Source organism: Frankia sp. EI5c (assembly GCF_001636565.1).
GTDB lineage: Bacteria > Actinomycetota > Actinomycetes > Frankiales > Frankiaceae > Parafrankia.
In genome coordinates, this window is sequence record NZ_LRTK01000028.1 from 33,886 (window position 1) to 49,430 (window position 15,545).

8 protein-coding genes and 8 pseudogenes are annotated in these 15,545 nt (G+C 71.8%); 10 read left to right on the forward strand and 6 right to left on the reverse strand.

The window, feature by feature from the left end; translation table 11 throughout:
* Positions 1–53: 53 nt before the first annotated feature.
* The 3 genes and pseudogenes from UG55_RS14760 to UG55_RS14770 form a co-directional block, all read right to left on the reverse strand.
* Positions 54–1,038, reverse strand: a 985-nt coding sequence (locus UG55_RS14760; RefSeq protein ID WP_242424388.1) for an amidohydrolase family protein, incomplete at its 5' end; no start/stop codon positions are given.
* A 174-nt stretch (positions 1,039–1,212) separates the two neighbouring features.
* Positions 1,213–1,538 (reverse strand): annotated as a pseudogene (locus tag UG55_RS37190) (hypothetical protein); the annotation flags it as partial.
* Positions 1,539–1,705: 167 nt separating this feature from the next.
* Positions 1,706–2,638, reverse strand: a complete 933-nt coding sequence (locus tag UG55_RS14770; protein ID WP_066068592.1) for a LysR family transcriptional regulator — start codon at positions 2,636–2,638, stop codon at positions 1,706–1,708.
* A 49-nt stretch (positions 2,639–2,687) separates the two neighbouring features.
* Between UG55_RS14770 and UG55_RS45420 the strand changes: the two are divergent.
* The 7 genes and pseudogenes from UG55_RS45420 to UG55_RS14790 all read left to right on the forward strand — a co-directional run.
* Positions 2,688–2,816 (forward strand): annotated as a pseudogene (locus UG55_RS45420) (hypothetical protein); the annotation flags it as partial.
* Between the two features lies 1 nt (position 2,817).
* Positions 2,818–3,434 (forward strand): annotated as a pseudogene (locus UG55_RS14775) (succinate dehydrogenase cytochrome b subunit); the annotation flags it as partial.
* Position 3,435: 1 nt separating this feature from the next.
* The coding region (locus tag UG55_RS14780) for a fumarate reductase/succinate dehydrogenase flavoprotein subunit (RefSeq protein WP_242424391.1) at positions 3,436–5,201 on the forward strand (1,766 nt) is incomplete at its 3' end.
* 1 nt (position 5,202) lies between these two features.
* Positions 5,203–5,400 (forward strand): annotated as a pseudogene (locus UG55_RS37195) (fumarate reductase/succinate dehydrogenase flavoprotein subunit); the annotation flags it as partial.
* A gap of 199 nt (positions 5,401–5,599) precedes the next feature.
* The coding region (locus UG55_RS37200; protein ID WP_255360485.1) for a succinate dehydrogenase/fumarate reductase iron-sulfur subunit at positions 5,600–6,123 on the forward strand (524 nt) is incomplete at its 3' end.
* A gap of 1 nt (position 6,124) precedes the next feature.
* Positions 6,125–6,343, forward strand: a pseudogene (locus UG55_RS37205) (succinate dehydrogenase/fumarate reductase iron-sulfur subunit); the annotation flags it as partial.
* Between the two features lie 231 nt (positions 6,344–6,574).
* A complete protein-coding gene (locus UG55_RS14790) occupies positions 6,575–7,819 on the forward strand; it encodes an FAD-binding oxidoreductase (protein ID WP_396230917.1) in 1,245 nt (414 codons plus the stop codon).
* Positions 7,820–8,012: 193 nt separating this feature from the next.
* On the opposite strand, the gene UG55_RS30045 is transcribed toward UG55_RS14790, so the two are convergent.
* The 3 genes and pseudogenes from UG55_RS30045 to UG55_RS14805 form a co-directional block, all read right to left on the reverse strand.
* Positions 8,013–8,486 (reverse strand): hypothetical protein (locus UG55_RS30045; RefSeq protein WP_206779372.1); only part of this gene is annotated, 474 nt, incomplete at its 5' end.
* Positions 8,487–9,589: 1,103 nt separating this feature from the next.
* Positions 9,590–10,975, reverse strand: a pseudogene (locus tag UG55_RS37210) (DUF4012 domain-containing protein); the annotation flags it as partial.
* A gap of 407 nt (positions 10,976–11,382) precedes the next feature.
* Entirely contained in the window at positions 11,383–13,485 is a 2,103-nt protein-coding gene (locus UG55_RS14805) for a polysaccharide biosynthesis tyrosine autokinase (protein WP_066068610.1), read from the reverse strand.
* A gap of 115 nt (positions 13,486–13,600) precedes the next feature.
* Here UG55_RS14805 and UG55_RS37215 point away from each other — a divergent pair.
* The 3 genes and pseudogenes from UG55_RS37215 to UG55_RS37225 form a co-directional block, all read left to right on the forward strand.
* On the forward strand, positions 13,601–14,688 hold a 1,088-nt coding region (locus UG55_RS37215; protein WP_242424399.1), incomplete at its 3' end, for a nucleoside-diphosphate sugar epimerase/dehydratase.
* Position 14,689: 1 nt separating this feature from the next.
* Positions 14,690–15,097, forward strand: a pseudogene (locus tag UG55_RS37220) (polysaccharide biosynthesis protein); the annotation flags it as partial.
* Position 15,098: 1 nt separating this feature from the next.
* Positions 15,099–15,538 (forward strand): annotated as a pseudogene (locus UG55_RS37225) (polysaccharide biosynthesis protein); the annotation flags it as partial.
* Positions 15,539–15,545 lie beyond the last annotated feature (7 nt).

Below are 15,545 nucleotides of genomic sequence, written 5' to 3' on the forward strand. Positions count from 1 at the left end.
ACAACGAGCGGCCCGCCGGGAGGTTCCCGCGCCATCCGCGAGAAACGCCCGCGTCACAGCGCGCGGCCGCGGATGACGATCAGCTCGGGGGCGCCCAGGACCCGGACGTCCGCCCTGGGGTCGGTGGGGTAGACCACGAGATCCGCGGACGCGCCCTCCTCCAGGCCTGGCCGGCCCAGCCAGCCGCGGGCCTCCCAGCAAGCGGCGCCCAGCGCGGCCCGCGGAGGGAGGCCCGCCGTGACGAGCTCGGCGACCTCGGCGGCGACCAGCCCGTGCGGCAGCGAACCGCCGGCGTCCGTCCCGACGTAGATCGGGATGCCCGCCTCGAACGCGTTCGCGACCGTCTCGTACCGGCGGGCATGCAGCGCGCGCATGTGCCGGGCATACACCGGGAACCTCGCCTCCGCGCCGGCCGCTATCCCCTCGAAGGTCGCGATGTTCACCAGCGTGGGAACGATGGCGATGCCCCGCTGGGCGAACAGGCCGATGGTGTCGCCGGTCAGACCGGTGGCGTGCTCCACGCAGTCGATACCGGCGCGGGCCAGATCGGCCAGCGAGTCCTCGGCGAAGCAGTGCGCCGTGACCCGGGCGCCCAGCGCGTGCGCGGTGTCGATGGCGGCGCGGGCCGCGTCCGCCGGCCAGCACGGCGCGAGGTCGCCCTCGGCCCGGTCGATCCAGTCGCCGACCAGCTTGACCCAGCCGTCGCCGCGACGGGCCTGCTCGGCGACCTCGGCGGCGAGATCCGGCGGCTCGACCTCCGCCGCGTAGCCGCGCAGATAGCGCCTGGGGCGCGCGATGTGCCGGCCGGCGCGGATCAGGCGCGGCAGATCCGGACGGTCGTCGATCCAGCGGGTGTCGGACGGTGACCCGGCGTCCCGCAACAGCAGCGCACCGCTGTCCCGGTCGGCGCGGATCTGTTCCTCCGCGGTCTGCGCGTCGGTGGCCCCGGTGGAGACGAGACCGACGTGGCAGTGCGCGTCGACCAGGCCCGGCAGGGCCCAGCCTGTGATCGTCCGGACGTCACGGGCGCCGATGCCGNCCGGGGCGGTGTGACTGACCCGCCCGTCGACGACCCAGATGTCGTCCCGCACGTCGTCCGGCCCCACCAGGACCCGGCCGGTGATCCGCAGCGTCGGCGTGGTCGTCATGCCCACCATCCTGACCCGGCTCGACCCGGCTGGGCTCGACCCGGGCCACCCGAACCGGTTCGTTTCAGATGTCGAGTGAGGCCTCGATGGTGCGCAGGCGGTGACGGGCCAACGCGAGGTTGGCGCGCGGCTTGTCGAGGACGAGGTAGAGGAAGAGACCCCGCCCGGTGTGGCTCTGCAGCAGCCGGATCAGGTGGTACTGGCGCCCGAGGGTGATCAGGATGTCCTCGATGGTGTCGGTGACACCCAGACTCTCCATCGTCCGGATCTTCGCCCGGATCACCTCGGTGTTGCCCGCCGCGGCGACCTCGAGGTCGAAGGCGGGGTTGGTGCCCAGGGTGCCGAGGGTCATGCCGCTGGTGAAATCCACCAGGGCTATCCCCGTCGCCCNCTCGATCTCCATCGCTTCCTTGAGCGCGACATCGACGCTGTTCAACCGTTCCTCCCNACCCGCACGAACCTCCTCGGTGCGATCAGGAGCATAGGGCACCGGTTCGGGGCGTCCCGACTGCGGTCCGCATCCCCGTCACCGCGCACCGCGCAGGTCACCGGGGCCGTCACCCGGGCAGGAGGTCGGTCCCCGGCGGGAGGGTGCCCGCGGCGGCCGTGCTCTTCAGATACGCGCGCAGGCTGCGCCGCAGCTCCCGGGCGGCCTGCGGAGGCTCGACGTCCCGGCGGTGCGCCAGCCCGATCGTCCGGTGCAGCCCGGGGGGCGCGAAGGCGGTGCTGCGCAGCCGCTGCCGGCGGGCGACCATGCTCGGGATGACCGCCGCCCCCAGCCCGGCCTCGACGAAGCCGACGACGGCGTCCATCTCACCGCCCTCGATCGCGAAGGTGGGTTCGAACCCGGCGATCCGGCAGGCACCCACGGTGAAGTCCCGCAGGTCGTAGCCCCGCCGGAACATCACCAGCGGACGGTTGCGCAGATCCGCCACCCGCAGGTGGCCGTCGCGCGCCGGTGGCGGGGAGTTCTCCGACGTGACGAGGACGAGGTCCTCACGCAGCAGCGGGGTGGTCGACAGGGCCGGATCCGAGCTGTGCAGGGGCAGAATGATCAGTGCGAGGTCCAGGTGGCCCTGCGCGAGATCACGGATGAGGTCACGGGAGCCGCCCTCCTCGACGATCAGCCGGATGCCCGGGTACTCCCGGTGGAAGGCGTACAGCACCTCGGGCAGGAACCCGGTGCACAGGCTGGGCGTCGCCCCCAGCCGGACGGTGCCGCGGCGCAGGTCGAGCAGCTCCTGCACCTGCCGGCGGGCCGTCTCGGTGTCGGCGAGGATCCGACGTGCCAGTGGGAGCAGAGTTTCCCCTGCCGGAGTGAGTGTGATGTTGCCCCGCATTCTGTTGAACAGGGGACTACCCATCTCCTGTTCCAGGGCACGGATCTGTTGCGAGAGGGAGGGCTGCGCCACGTGCTCGCGCTCGGCCGCACGGGTGAAATGCCTGGTCTCGGCGACGGCGACAAAATACGCAAGCTGATGAAGCTGCACACCTTAGGGTAACCGACGATAGCCAGAGGCTATCGAGATCAGGCCCATCATGTCTTGGACCACTCGCGAACTTGTCCCTAGGGTTCGCAGCGTGGCTGTAACGAACGACGCGCGGCCTACGTCCCCCGTAGGCATCTTCTGGCGGTCCACCATCGGCAAGAAGGCTGTGATGGCCGTCNCCGGGGCGGTGATGCTGCTCTATCTACTCGTCCACATGCTCGGGAACCTGAAGATCTTCTACGGGCCCGAGAGTTTCGACGAGTACGCGCACTGGTTGCGCTCGATCGGGGTCCCCGCACTCCACGGAGCCTGGTTCCTGTGGATCATGCGGGCCGTCCTGGTCGTGGCGGTCGTGCTGCACGCCACGTCGGCGTACCAGCTCAGCCGGCGCGATCTCAAGGCCCGGCCGCAGAAGTACTCGCACCGGCAGCGCCTTGAGGCCAGCTACGCGGTGAACACGATGCGCTACGGCGGCATCATCATCGGCCTGTTCATCATCTACCATCTCCTCGATTTCACGAGCCTGACGCTGAACCGCCACGGGGTTGAAGGCGCCGCGTACGACAACGTGGTGTCCAGCTTCTCTGTGTGGTGGGTCACACTCTTCTACATCATCGCCATGCTGGCGCTCGGACTACACATCCATCACGGATTCTGGAGCGCTGCTCGTACTCTCGGCGTGCACAGCGCGGCCCGGGAAAAGAACCTGAAGATCCTCGCGACCGTGCTCGCGGTCCTCATCTCGGCGGGCTTCATGGTCGTTCCCATCGCCGTACTGGCCGGATTGGTGGACTGAGATGTCCGAGACGACGTCCCTCGGCCCCGGCGGAAGCGCCTACTGGACGGTCGGCGACGACATCGTCGACACCGCCGCCCCGGACGGCCCGATCGAAACCCGCTGGGACCGCCGCAAGTTCTCCGCCAAGCTGGTCAACCCCGCCAACCGCCGCCGGCACACCGTGATCGTGGTCGGTACCGGCCTCGCCGGCGGCGCGGCCGGCGCGACGCTGGCCGAGCAGGGCTACAAGGTCATCCAGTTCTGCTTCCAGGACTCGCCCCGGCGCGCGCACTCGATCGCCGCGCAGGGCGGCATCAACGCGGCGAAGAACTACCGCAACGACGGCGACTCCGTCTACCGGCTGTTCTACGACACGGTCAAGGGCGGCGACTTCCGCGCCCGCGAGTCGAACGTCTACCGGCTCGCCCAGATCTCGACGCAGATCATCGACCAGTGCGTCGCCCAGGGTGTGCCGTTCGCCCGCGAGTACTCCGGCCTGCTCGACACCCGCTCCTTCGGCGGTGTGCAGGTCCAGCGCACGTTCTACGCGCGGGGCCAGACGGGCCAGCAGCTGCTGATCGGCGCCTATCAGGCGCTGTCCCGGCAGATCGACGCCGGCGGCGTGGAGATCCACCCCCGCACCGAGATGCTCGACCTGATCGTCATCGACGGTCGGGCCCGCGGCATCGTCGCCCGTGACCTGGTCACCGGCAAGATCACGCCCTACCTGGCGGACGCGGTCGTGCTCGCCACCGGCGGCTACGGCAACGTCTTCTACCTCTCCACCAACGCCAAGGGTTCCAACACCACGGCGACGTGGCGGGCCCACCGGCGCGGCGCGCTGTTCGCCAACCCCTGCTACACGCAGATCCACCCGACCTGCATCCCCCGTTCCGGGGAGTACCAGGGCAAGCTCACGCTGATGAGCGAGTCGCTGCGTAACGACGGCCGCATCTGGGTGCCCAAGCAGAAGGGCGACACCCGCTCGCCGGACCAGATCCCCGAGGCCGAGCGCGACTACTACCTGGAGCGCATCTACCCGGCCTTCGGCAACCTGGTCCCGCGGGACATCGCGTCCCGCGCCGCGAAGTACCAGTGCGACGACGGCCGCGGTGTCGGCCCGGGTGGGCTCGGCGTGTACCTCGACTTCGCCGACGCCATCAAGCGCATGGGCGAGGACAAGGTCCGCGAGAAGTACGGCAACCTGTTCGAGATGTACGAGCGGATCACCGGCGAGGACCCGTACAAGGTCCCGATGCGGATCTACCCGGCCGTGCACTACACGATGGGCGGGCTGTGGGTCGACTACGACCTGCAGAGCTCCATCCCCGGCCTGTTCGTGATCGGTGAGGCCAACTTCTCCGACCACGGCGCGAACCGCCTCGGTGCCAGCGCCCTCATGCAGGGCCTGGCGGACGGCTACTTCGTCCTGCCGCCCATGCTCGGCAACTACATCGCCAGCACCAAGCTGGGCTCGGTCAGCCTGGACGACCCGGCCGTCACGTCCGTGATCGGCGAGGTCACCGGCCGCCTCGGCCGGCTGCTGGAGGTCAACGGCGACCGCACGCCCGACTCGTTCCACCGCGAGCTCGGCGAGCTCATCTGGGACGAGTGCGGGATGGGCCGCACCGAGGCTGGCCTGCGCAAGGCGCTCGCCCGCATCCCGGAGCTGCGCGAGGAGTTCTGGCGGCGGGTGAAGGTGCCGGGCGACTCCGGCGAGCTGAACCAGTCGCTGGAGAAGGCGAACCGGATCGCGGACTTCCTCGAGTTCGGCGAGCTGCTGTGNATCGACGCGCTGCACCGCGCCGAGTCCTGCGGCGGGCACTTCCGCGAGGAGAGCCAGACGCCGGACGGCGAGGCGCTGCGCGACGACGAGCGCTTCGCCTACGCGGCGGCGTGGGAGTACACCGGCGGGGCCCCGGTGCTGCACCGGGAGCCGCTGAAGTTCGACTACGTCCACCTGGCCCAGCGCAACTACTCGTGATTCTCGTTGCCGGCCGTCGCCCGTCCGCCCCGGTCGGGGCGGTACGGTCGCGGCCGGCTCCGGGAGCACCGGCCGCCTGTACATCCACCGCGGCCCTGCCCTCCCCCGCCATCCGCTTCCGCGGCGCCGCTCAGCGGCGCGATCAAGGACGTGCGCGCGCCGCGCGACGAGCCACACAGCACTCGAAGGAGCCCCGACCGTGAACCTCACCCTTCGGATCTGGCGGCAGCGCGGCCCGGAGGACCGCGGTGCCATGGTCACCTACGAGCTGGCCGACGTCAGCCCGGACATGTCCTTCCTTGAGATGCTCGACGTGCTCAACGAGCGGCTCATCGTCGACGGCGAGGACCCGGTGGCCTTCGACCACGACTGCCGTGAGGGCATCTGCGGCATGTGCGGTCTGGTCATCAACGGCCAGGCACACGGTCCGCGGGACCGGACCACCACCTGCCAGCTCCACATGCGCGAGTTCGCCGACGGCGACGTCATCGACATCGAGCCGTGGCGGGCGGCGGCCTTCCCGGTCGTGCGCGACCTGGTCGTCGACCGCTCCGGGTTCGACCGGATCATCGGCTCCGGCGGCTACATCTCGGTGGTCACCGGCAGCGCCCCCGAGGCGCACGCGACGCCGGTGCCCAAGGACATCGCCGACGCCGCGTTCGACAACGCGACCTGCATCGGCTGCGGTGCCTGCGTGGCCGCCTGCCCGAACGGCTCCGCGATNCTGTTCACCTCGGCCAAGGTCACCCACCTCAACCTGCTGCCCCAGGGCGCGCCGGAGCGGGAGAGCCGGGTGCGTGACATGGTCGCGGCCATGGACGACGAGGGCTTCGGCGGCTGCACGAACACCGGTGAGTGCACCGTCGCCTGCCCGAAGGGCATCCCGCTGACCAGCATCGGCAACCTCAACCGCGAGTACCTGCGGGCACTCACCAAGCGGTAGCCGAGGCGGTCACCGGCGACAACCGGAGAGATCCACTCCGCCCACGGCCACCCCGGACGCACCCGAACGTGCGTACGGGGTAGCCGTGGGCGGTTGTCGTCCGGTGACAGTTTCGTTGCGTGAGGGCTGCGCCGCCCGGCCGGGGGGAACATCTCAGATGTGGACCCTCGTCCCGGATCGACCTCGTCCCCCGCCCCCCACCCGGACCATGTGGCCGTCGTCGGCGGCGGCATGGTCGGCCTGTGTACGGCCTGGTACCTGCAGGAGCACGGGGTGGGCGTCACCGTCCTCGAACGCGACCGGGTGACACCCGGCCCGGTGCACGCCGGCGCCGGCGCGTCCTGGGGCAGCGCCGGCTGGCTGACGCCGGGTCTGGCCACGCCACTGCCCGAGCCGGCGGTGCTCCGTTATGGGTTGCGGGTGCTGCTGCGGCCGGACTCGCCGGTCTACCTGCCGCCCGCCGCCGACACCGCGCTGGCCCGCTTCCTCGCCGGTTTCGTCCGGCACAGCACACAGCCGCGGTGGCGCCGGGCGATGCGGGCGCTGTCCGCCCTCACCCGGCAGAGCCTGGACGCCTTCGACGAGCTGGCGGACGGTGGCGTCGCCGCGCCCACCCGGGCCGCCGCCCCGTTCCTCGCCTGCTTCCGCGACCGGCGCGGCGCCGAGGCGCTGCTCGCCGAACTGGCGGAGGTGCGCGCCTGCGGCCAGCCCGTCGACAGCGAGGAACTCGACGCGCTGACCGCCCGGGACCGGGCACCCATGCTCTCCGACCAGATCACGCACGTCATCCAGGTCCACGGCCAGCGGTACTGCGACCCCGGCCGGTTCGTGGCCGCGCTGGCGGACGCCGTGCGCGAGCGGGGCGGGATCATCCGCGAGGGCGTCGCCGTCGACAAGGTCATCGATCTGGGGACCGGGGTGGTGCTGGCGATGGCCGACCATGCCAGCCCTCCGGCCCGGTTCGACGCGGTGGTGCTGGCGGCCGGTTCCTGGCTGCCCCCGCTGGCGGCCCGGTTCGGGGTGCGCATGCCGGTGCAGGCCGGTCGCGGCTACAGCTTCAGCGTGCCGGTGAAGGAGCCACCGACCGGCCCGGTGTACTTCCCGGCGTCCCGGGTGGCCTGCACTCCGATCGGCTCCGAGCTGCGGATAGCGGGAATGATGGAGTTCCGCCGACCGGACGCGCCGCGGGACCCACGCCGGATCGACGCGATCGTCGCGGCCGCGGGCGGGCTGCTGCGCGGCGTCGACCTACGGGCGCGGGCGCTGGAGTGGATGGGGCCACGGCCATGCACCCCGGACGGGCTGCCGCTGCTCGGTCCGACGTCCTCGCCGCGGGTGCACGTGGCGGGTGGGCACGGCATGTGGGGCATCACGCTGGGGCCGATCACCGGCCGGCTGGTGGCGCGGGCGCTGGTCACCGGGCGGACACCCGCCGCGCTGCTCCCGTTCGACCCGCTGCGCCGCGGCACCGCCTGAGCGCCCACGCCATCCGACGGACGGCCACGCAAGCTGGCTGACGGACCAGGGCACCCGACGGGCCAGGGCTGCCGACGGCAACGGGCCGCCCGCGTCGTGCGCGGACGGCCCGTGCCTTTTCTGTCTCTTACTGGTGCCGATTCTCACTGGTGCCGAGGCACCCTGCGCTTCCTACCGGTTGTGGATCTCCGGGTCAGCCCTGCACCCGGCCGGTGAGGCGCCGGCGACGGGCAGCCACCCGAAGCAGGACACCGCCACCGAGCAGCGCGAAGGCGATGGAGGCCATCGCACCGGTCTCGACACCGGTGAAGGGCAGGGCACCGGTACCCGCACCCGCGCCGACACCGGCACCGCCGACACCGACACCGACCACGCCACCGGCGATGATGCAGTCGCCGCGGTCACGGTCCTTGTCGCGGTCCTTGTCGCGGTCCTTGTCGCCGAACCAGTCGTCCTTGTCGCGGTCCTTGTCGCCGAACCAGTCGTCCTTGTCGCCGAACCAGCCCTCCTCGCGGCCGTCACCGTCGGCCAGCGGGTTCACCACCGGCGAAGCGAGACCTGTGCGCTCCTCGTCCTTGACGCGGCCGTCCTTGTCGGCGAAGTCCTTGTCGCGGTTGTCCTTGTCCCTGTCCTTGTCCCTGTCCTTGTCGATGCCGTTGCCGAAGCCNTCGCCGAAGCAGGATCCATCGCGGTCGTGGTGCCGGTCGTCCTTACCGTTCTCGGCCGCCCACTGGCCCCAGTTGCTGATCCAGCTGGCGACGAGCGCCGGGTCGAACGGCAGGCCCGTGATCCCGCCCGCCCCGATCCCGATCGCCGTCACGGTCGCGGTGATCACGCNGGGCCCGAAGGGCCCCTGGAGCGGGACGCGGGTCGCGAGTCCCACTTTCGGCAGGTCGCCGACGACGGGGGCCTCAGCCCCGGCGACTGCCGGGACATCTGTGGCGGGGCCCCCGGTGGTCGTGCCAGCCACCCCGTCCTCGACCTTGTCCGGGAAGATCGAGTCTCCGACGGCCCCGGCCGCCGCCTCCTCGGGCTTGTCCGCGAAGATCGGCTCGGAGAAGATCCCGCCGCCCTCGTTCGCCGTCGTCACGCCCGGCGCGCCGGCCTCTCCCACGCCGGCGATCGTGTGCGTGCCGGCGGAGTTGATGATCACGAGCGCGGTGAACCTGCCGCCTGCGTCCGNGACCGTCTCGCTGTAGGCGACTCCGTCGAGCTCGATCTCCACGGGCGTCCCCGGCAGGAAGCCGCACCCGCTGAAGAACGTGCCTTCACCCACCAGTAGAAGGGACTTGGTAACGCTGCCTTCACCGGTTGGTCCGGAGCAGGAAATCGGCGGGTACGGCTTGTCGTCGAAGGCCGCCGCCGGAGAAGCCGGCAGCGCGGCGAGCGCTAGCCCGCCGCCCGCCACCAGCGCGACGCCGAGAGTTCGGAACTTCATTCAGACACTCTCCCTGCGGGTGATCCGTTCAAGAAGTCGGATGATTGACTACAGGGAGAGTACAGAGAGTCACTCTCAGTGTCTAGAACGTAGCGTCGTCAGTTGCTAACTCTGCGTGACCATGGAGGCTCGGCCGGCAGGCCCTCTACCACCAGGTGCTCAGGAAATGGCAGAGGCTGACTCCGGAGAGTCAGAACAGGTCCGGCCGAAGGCTCCAGAACCCGCAGCCGCAGGGTCCGGGTCTGCCCGCGATCCACCGTCAGATAGGTCGACAGAACGGGACGGCCCTTCTCCTGTCCCACCGCCATCGAGACCGGTTCCCCGTCGAGGANGGCGTCCACGAGCAGGCTCCCGTGGCCCGTATAGAGGGAGACCCAGAGGTGGTTCTGGGCCTCTTCGTTGCGCCAGCCGGGGATGTCGACGTCTCCGCGGTTACGGACGTAGTCGCTGAGACCCTCCGGGGCCGCATTCGTCAGCGAAACAGTGATCGTCGCCTGTCCGGTTCCATCGGGCTGGCGCTTCATGCGGTATTCGGTACCGCGCCGCAACCAGTAGTCGAGCTTGCTCGCTGTCGCGTTCTGCGTCACCACCCCCAGAAAGGGGCCGGGAACGTCGAGCAGCGCGCCGCCGAGCGCCGTCGAGGAAAGCGCGCCCTGCTCGTCGGCGTGGTTGCTTGACACCTGGAGCCGCCCTTCCCGTGCTGCGCGCGCCATCGCCTGGAACAGCTTCGACGTCTCGCCGGCGGACCCGCCGCCGGTCACCACGGCCTGGTAGACGGCCTCGCCGACGGTGGCGAAGAACTCGTCCCGCCCGGCGACATCGTCAATCTGTGCGTAGACCCGGGACTCGACCAGCTCGACCAGCTCGTCCGCCCTGATCGAGGTGCCGTCGGGCAGCACCGCGGGTCCGGTCGCCGCCAGCAGGTAGGCCAGCGTCGTCGGGTCGACGCTGATCGTCCCGTCGACCTCCTTCCCGGTGCCGGCCCGGTAGAGAGCGGAGTAGAGCCGGCCGACGGTCGGGTAGTCGGGCGTCAGGTTGGCGTTCGCCCAGATGCGGTCCGGCCGGAACGAGCCGTAGCGGGCCCTGAACTGGGGACTCAGGGCGGCGGCCGGCTGGCTCTGGGTCGGCCCGCCCGGCAGGTTGCCGTTACCGGAGATGTCGTCGAGCTCCAGCCGGCCGTCTGCCGCCGTGAGCACGCCGAACCCGCCCACGATGCCCCCGTTGGCGCGCGACTCGGCCGGGTTCTGCACCACCAGCAGGTAACGGCGAGGCCCGCTCGCACCGAGCATGTCCGGGCCGATCCTGGTGGCGAGCACCAGGGTGTCCAGCACACCGTGCAGTCGCTCACCGGTGGCGACCGCCTCGCCGCGGGCACTGTCGAGGCCGACGCGGTGGCCGATCCCCCCGCACGGCGACGCCCGCCGCGCCGCCTCCTCGAACGCGGCGACCGCGACCCGCGCCCGTTCGGCAGGTGCCCGGGCTGCCGCCAGCGCGGCGACGTCGACGGCCGTCCCGGAGCGCAGGGTGTCGGGGGCGAGTCGGTCACCCAGCTCCACGACCGACGGCAGCGCGCCCGTGGCCACGTCATCCAGCGCCGCCGCCAGGGACGCGCTCGAGCGCAGCGGGCAACCGGCGAGCGGCAGGTGCCCCGCGAGCGACCAGAGCGGGTCCGAGGTCAGCGACCTGGCCGCCCCCGTCCCGGCGACGACCTCGTCCATCGCCCGCCGCAGATCCGCCGGCTCGGGCACGGCACCGCTGGTGATCGCCGACTGTAGTTCGGCTATCCGGGCCCGCGCGTCGTCCAGGTGCGAGCGGGCGAGCAGGCCGCGCACCACAATCCAGGCACCGGCCGCCACCAGCGCGACGAAGACCAGCAGGGTGGCCAGCACGAGACGCCGTCCCGGGCGCCAGTCCCGCCGGCCCACCGGGCCCCACCGGCGCCCGCGCCGATCACCGCCGGCGCCGGCCGGCTCGCGCACCCCGAGCTGACCGCGGAGGTCACCCCCGTGGTCAGCGCCGGGCTCACCCCCGCGGTCACCGGCCGCGGGCGCACCGGCGGCCGGCTCACCGCTGGCGTGGGCCTGCCCCGCCTGGTCGAGTTCCGTTCCCCCCGTCGACCGTCCCGTCACCGGCCCGTACGGCGGTCCGGCTGTTCTGCCGCACCATAGGCAAGTGGCGCGGTGTGATCATCTGACCGCCGCTGGGTCGTGATGTCCGCCGCTCGCGCCTCCCCGGACTTCCGTGGCGGCGCGCCGCGCGGCGCCGCCGGTGGCTGCGCGGGGGTCGCGGGAGCGGGCGCCGAGGACTGCGCGGATCCGGTCACCGGCGAACCGCCGGTGACCGCCGGACCCTCCTGAGCACCGGTGCCACCCGTTCTGCCCGCGGGGCCCGCGGGTTCGGTGGCGGCCGGCCGCCGCGCGTTCGTCGCCCCGTCCACCGGACTGGCGGTGGGTTTCGACCGGGCTCGCGACGTCCCGCGGCCGCCCCGGCCGCCGAGCGGGGCGCCCGGGTCGGCCGCCGCCCGGGTGGCCACCGGCGCGGACGCCGACGTAGCCGAGGCCGCGGCGGCCGAGGCCGCGGAACTGGTCGAACTGGTGGGAGTGGTGGAACTGGTGGGAGTGGCGGAGGTCGCCGGGGAGGATCCCGCCGACCGTGGGGGCGGTGACACCGCCTTCGCCCCGGTGCGCGCAGGCCCCGCCTGGGCCGGAATGGAAGGTCCTGACGTCTCCTCGGGGGCGGAGCCATCCCCGGCGGCCGTGGTTCGGCCCCGGGCGGATTTCCCGGCGGGACGCAGGCCCCGATCGGCGGGAGCCGGCTGGGCCGGAGCGTCCCGCCGGGAGCGCGTGTGGCGGGGAAGCGGGGCGTAGGTGCCGTCCTTGCCGTAGTACTGCGCGTTCACGCCCTTCATCGGCATCATCGTCAGCACGGTGCCGAGCAGGTTCGCATCGACGGCTCGCAACGCCTCGGCCGCGCGGCGGAGCTGATCGCGGCGCGTCCGCCCGGACCGGGCGACGAGCAGGACGCCGTCCACCCGGGTCGACAGCACGGCGGCGTCCGTGACCGGCAGCAGCGGCGGCGCGTCGACGAGGACGATGTCGAAGCGGCGGTCGAGTACGTCGAGCAGCTCGGCCATGTTGCGCGACCCGAGCAGCTCACTGGGGTTCGGCGGGACGGGGCCGCTCGGCAGGATCTCGAGCCGGCCGTCGCCGACCCGGCCCTCGCCCCACGGCTGGAGCACGTCGTCCAGGTCGGCGGCACCGATCAGGACCGAGGTCAGGCCGGCGGCGGACTCGATACCGAGGTAGTCACCGAAGGACGGCCGCCGCAGATCGCCTTCGATCAGGCAGACCCGCGCCCCACCCTGGGAGAGCGTGATCGCCAGGTTGCAGGCGGTGGTCGTCTTGCCCTCGTCCGGCACCGAGCTGGTGACCAGAATGGACCGCGGGCCGGTGTCGATATCGACGAACTGCAGGTTGGTGCGGAGCTGGCGGAATGCCTCGGCGCGCCGCGAATGGGGGCTCACGTGGACGATGAGCGGACGCCGGCCGGCGTCCGAGTCATAGTTGATCATCCCGAGGGTGGCCAGCCCGGTGACGGCGCTGGCGTCGGCGTCTCCCGCGATGCTGGTGTCCAGGCGCTGGCGGACGAAGGCGGCGGCGACACCGAGCAGCAGGCCCAGCAGCACACCGAGCGCGCCGTTGCGGACCGGCTGCGGAGAGATCGGCGCGGTCGGCAGCTTCGCGTGTTCCCAGACCCGGACGCGGACCGACGGCGGCTCGTCCGCCGACGGGCGTTCGATCTGGTCGACGGCACTGGAGAAGACCTCCCCGATGCCGTCGGCGATCGACTGCGCGCGCCGGGGATCGGTGTCCCGCACGACGGCCCGCAGCAGGACGGTGTCCGGCACCGCCTGCGCGTCGATCCGGCTGCTCAGCTCGGCCGGGTTGTCCGTCAGGCGCAGGCGCTCGATCACCGCGCTCGCGACCCGCTCGCTGGCCACGAGGCTGGCATAGGACTTGACCCGCTGCTGGGACAGCAGTCCACCCTGGTAGGCCGAGGCCGCGCCCGCCTCCTCGTCCGAGGAGGAGACCAGCATTGTCACCGAGGCCGCGTACGTCTTCGCCTGGCGCCAGCTCACCATTGCCGCGAGCAGGCCTCCCAACAGCACGCAGGTCAGGACAAGCAACCAACTTCGACGCAGGATGCGCACGTACTCGCGCAGTTCCACTCGTCGACCACCCTCCCGGGATACTCTCCCGACCACTCACCGTGACACTCAACAAACACAACGTACCTATTGGTAGTCGGTCATTTACGTACAGCGACGATTACGCTGTGGACTCATGTGGAGACGTAGAGTAGACGGACCGCGTCACGGTCTGTGGACGACAGCGGTCGCCCAGCGCGTGTCGCGACTCAATCTCCGTCAACGGGTCGGGTTGCAGATCGCCACGGACGTCTGCGCACTGGCCTTCGGCCTCATCGCCGCGCAGGTGGGGCGGCTCGACCTCGACCCCGCCGCACTCGCGGATCCGGGCTTCTGGGTGATTCTGTTTCTGGCGGTGTGCCTGCTGCACTTCCTGGGCACAGCGCTGCATCTGTACCTGGGCCGGTACCGGTTCGGCGGATTCGACGAGGTCCTGGGCATCCTGGTCGCGGTCACGCTCACCGTCACCGGGGTGCTGGTCGTCGTCCTGGCCTTCGGGTCACCGCGGCCGGTGCCGCTCAGCGTGCCGCCCCTGGGCGGCGCTGTGACGCTGGTGCTGATGTTCGGCGTCCGGTACCTGTGGCGACTGCTGGAGGAGCGGCTGCTCCGCCCGTCCCTCGAAGGCGCCGAACCGTTGATCGTCTTCGGGGCCGGCGACGGTGCGCAACGGGTGCTCGCCGCGATGCTGCGCACACCCGACAGCCCCTACCTGCCGGTCGCGCTGCTCGACGACGACCCCGACACGTGGAACCTGCAGTTGTCCGGAGTGCGGGTCCGCGGCGGGCGGGAGGCGATCGCGGCCGTGGCCGAGACCACCGGAGCCCGCACCCTGCTGGTGGCGATCCCGAGCGCGGACGGCACGCTGCTCCGCGAGATCAGCGCGCTCGCCGAGCCCGCGGGCCTCGCCGTCAAGGTGCTCCCCCGGGTCGTGGATCTGGCCGACGGCGCGGTCGGGGTCGGCGACATCCGCGATCTCGACCTCGCCGATCTGCTCGGCCGCCGCCAGGTCCGGACCGACATGACCGCCCCGCGGGTGTACCTCGCGGGCCGGCGGGTCCTGGTGACCGGCGCCGGCGGCTCCATCGGATCCGAGCTGTGCCGGCAGATCCACGCCTTCGGGCCGGCAGAACTGATCATGCTCGACCGGGACGAGTCGGCACTGCGCGCCGTCCAGCTCTCCCTGCACGGCCGGGCGATGCTCGACGACGACGCGATCGTTCTCGGNGACATCCGCGACGCCGCGCTGATGGCCCGGCTGTTCGCCGAGCGCCGGCCCGAGGTCGTCTTCCACGCGGCGGCGCTGAAGCATCTGCCCCTGCTGGAGCGCTTCCCCGGCGAATCGGTGAAAACGAACCTCTGGGGCACGCTGAACGTGCTCGACGCCGCCGTGGCCTGCGGTGTGCTCCGTCTGGTCAACATCTCCACGGACAAGGCGGCCAACCCGAGCAGCGTGCTGGGCTACTCGAAGCGGATCACCGAGCGGCTCACCGCCCACGTCGCGAAGAGCGCGGACGGGGTGCTGGTCAGCGTCCGCTTCGGCAACGTGCTGGGCAGCAACGGCTCGGTGCTCACCGTCTTCGCCAGCCAGCTTGCCGCGGGCGGGCCGCTGACCGTCACCGACCCCGAGGTGACCNGGTACTTCATGACCATCCAGGAGGCCGTCCAGCTCGTCCTGCAGGCCGGCGCGCTGGGCTCGGCCGGCGAGGCCCTCGTCCTGGACATGGGCGAACCGGTGCGCATCGCGGATGTCGCCCGCAGCCTCGCGGCCCGCGCGCCCAGGCCGGTCGACATCGTCTACACCGGGCTCGGCGCGGGCGAGAAGCTGCACGAGGAGCTGCTCGGCGCGGACGAGGTCGACACCCGGCCGCGCCATCCGCTGATCTCCCAGGTGCCGGTCCCGCCGCTGGACCCGCGGGCCGCGCAGGCGATCGACCCGTACGCCGACCCGGAGACCGTCCGCGCCGCGCTGCGGACGCTCGCCCACGACCAGCACGCCCCGCAGGCCCGGGCCGAGGTGCCCCGCCAGGAGGGACCGGCGGCCGACCGGGCCGTCGACGACGCCGGGCGCCGGTGAGCCCCGC